Source organism: Marinobacter fuscus, assembly GCF_003007675.1.
Taxonomy (GTDB): domain Bacteria; phylum Pseudomonadota; class Gammaproteobacteria; order Pseudomonadales; family Oleiphilaceae; genus Marinobacter; species Marinobacter fuscus.
Window position 1 is genome coordinate 1 of the sequence record NZ_PXNP01000107.1, and the last position, 1156, is coordinate 1156.

A 1156-nucleotide genomic window follows, 5' to 3' on the forward strand; every position below is an offset into this window, starting at 1 on the left:
TGCCTTCGTAGCGGGCGTAAAACGCACTCAAATCCAGCTCCTCGACAACATCACTGACAAAATAGGCCAGGTGGCCATCAGGCAGCCACTCGTTCAGGCTTGGGGGAAGGAGCAATTCCTGGTCGGGCGAGTACGGGCGGAAAGTGGTTCCCATCAGACGTCCTGTTGCCGAAAAATTTTCGGTTTATTATGCCAGAAACGAGCTTCTGCCGCGCAGACTCCTAGTGCGGCAATTGGTACGAAACATTGCCGTTATTCACCTTTATATACTTGCGCTGCTCAAGGTCTCTAACGATTGAGTTTAGCTGCTGTTCCGACAGCTTCTCTGTGAACAGCGAATTGATGGTGTTGGAAAGCGTCTTTACCTTGCGAGGCCGGGATTGTCCCCGGCCCGCTAGGTTCTTCACGATCGCCGACACCATATCGTCGGTAGAGGTAGCCGTGGACATTCTTACTACGGGAATTTCCGCCAAGTCTCGCTCACGCTGGATTTTGATGCCACGCGATTTCAGATGCTTTATCAGCGTGTCAAAACCAGTATCGCGGGAAATGATGTGGAAGTAGGCACCTGAGTCCTTGGCGGCCAACTCACCAATGTAATAGGCAATGTGAAAATCGAGAGCGTTTTTGCCGGTGCCCGTAATTTTGATATACCGCGCAGCATCTCCAAGGCTCTGCATCGCTGCGGCCAGATCAAACGGTATCTTTACTTGGTTGGCACCAACGAAAACCACCACCTTGAAAGGATGCTGCTTGAGAACCTCCAAGTTACTCGGCTGCACGTTCTCAAAATCTATCAGGACATAGTTTGTTGCCAAGCAGACTCTCCTTGTTTTTGGCCCTAACGCTGAGGTAACCGGCGCCGGAGCGCAGCGGAGGGAACCAAAAGCTGTACGCTTTTGGCGTCCGGTTGACCGCCTTGGGTTAGTGGCCGGTCACCACCAAGGTCTCCCTTGGCACCCAGCGCTGCATGCCCTCTCCCGAACAGCTTGCACCAACCAGACGGATGGCGAAAGGAACCAGAACGCAAACCGCACCAACCCGATTACTGTTTGAACTGGACGGCCCTGCGACTGGGGCACGCCATGCATAACTATGCTGCGGGTGACTTTGGCAACCAACCCCGACAGCAACTTTTCCGGCCTTGGCCATCACC

Annotated in this window: 1 protein-coding gene and 1 pseudogene; both read right to left on the bottom strand. The window is 53.7% G+C overall.

The annotated features are described in order from the left end of the window. Positions 1–154: pseudogene (locus C7H09_RS20355) on the bottom strand (IS5/IS1182 family transposase); the annotation flags it as partial. Positions 155–221: 67 nt separating this feature from the next. After that, positions 222–818 carry a PIN domain-containing protein gene (locus C7H09_RS17065; RefSeq protein WP_106764960.1) on the bottom strand — a complete coding sequence of 199 codons (597 nt, stop codon included), beginning with the start codon at positions 816–818 and terminating at the stop codon, positions 222–224. Between the last annotated feature and the right edge of the window lie 338 nt (positions 819–1156).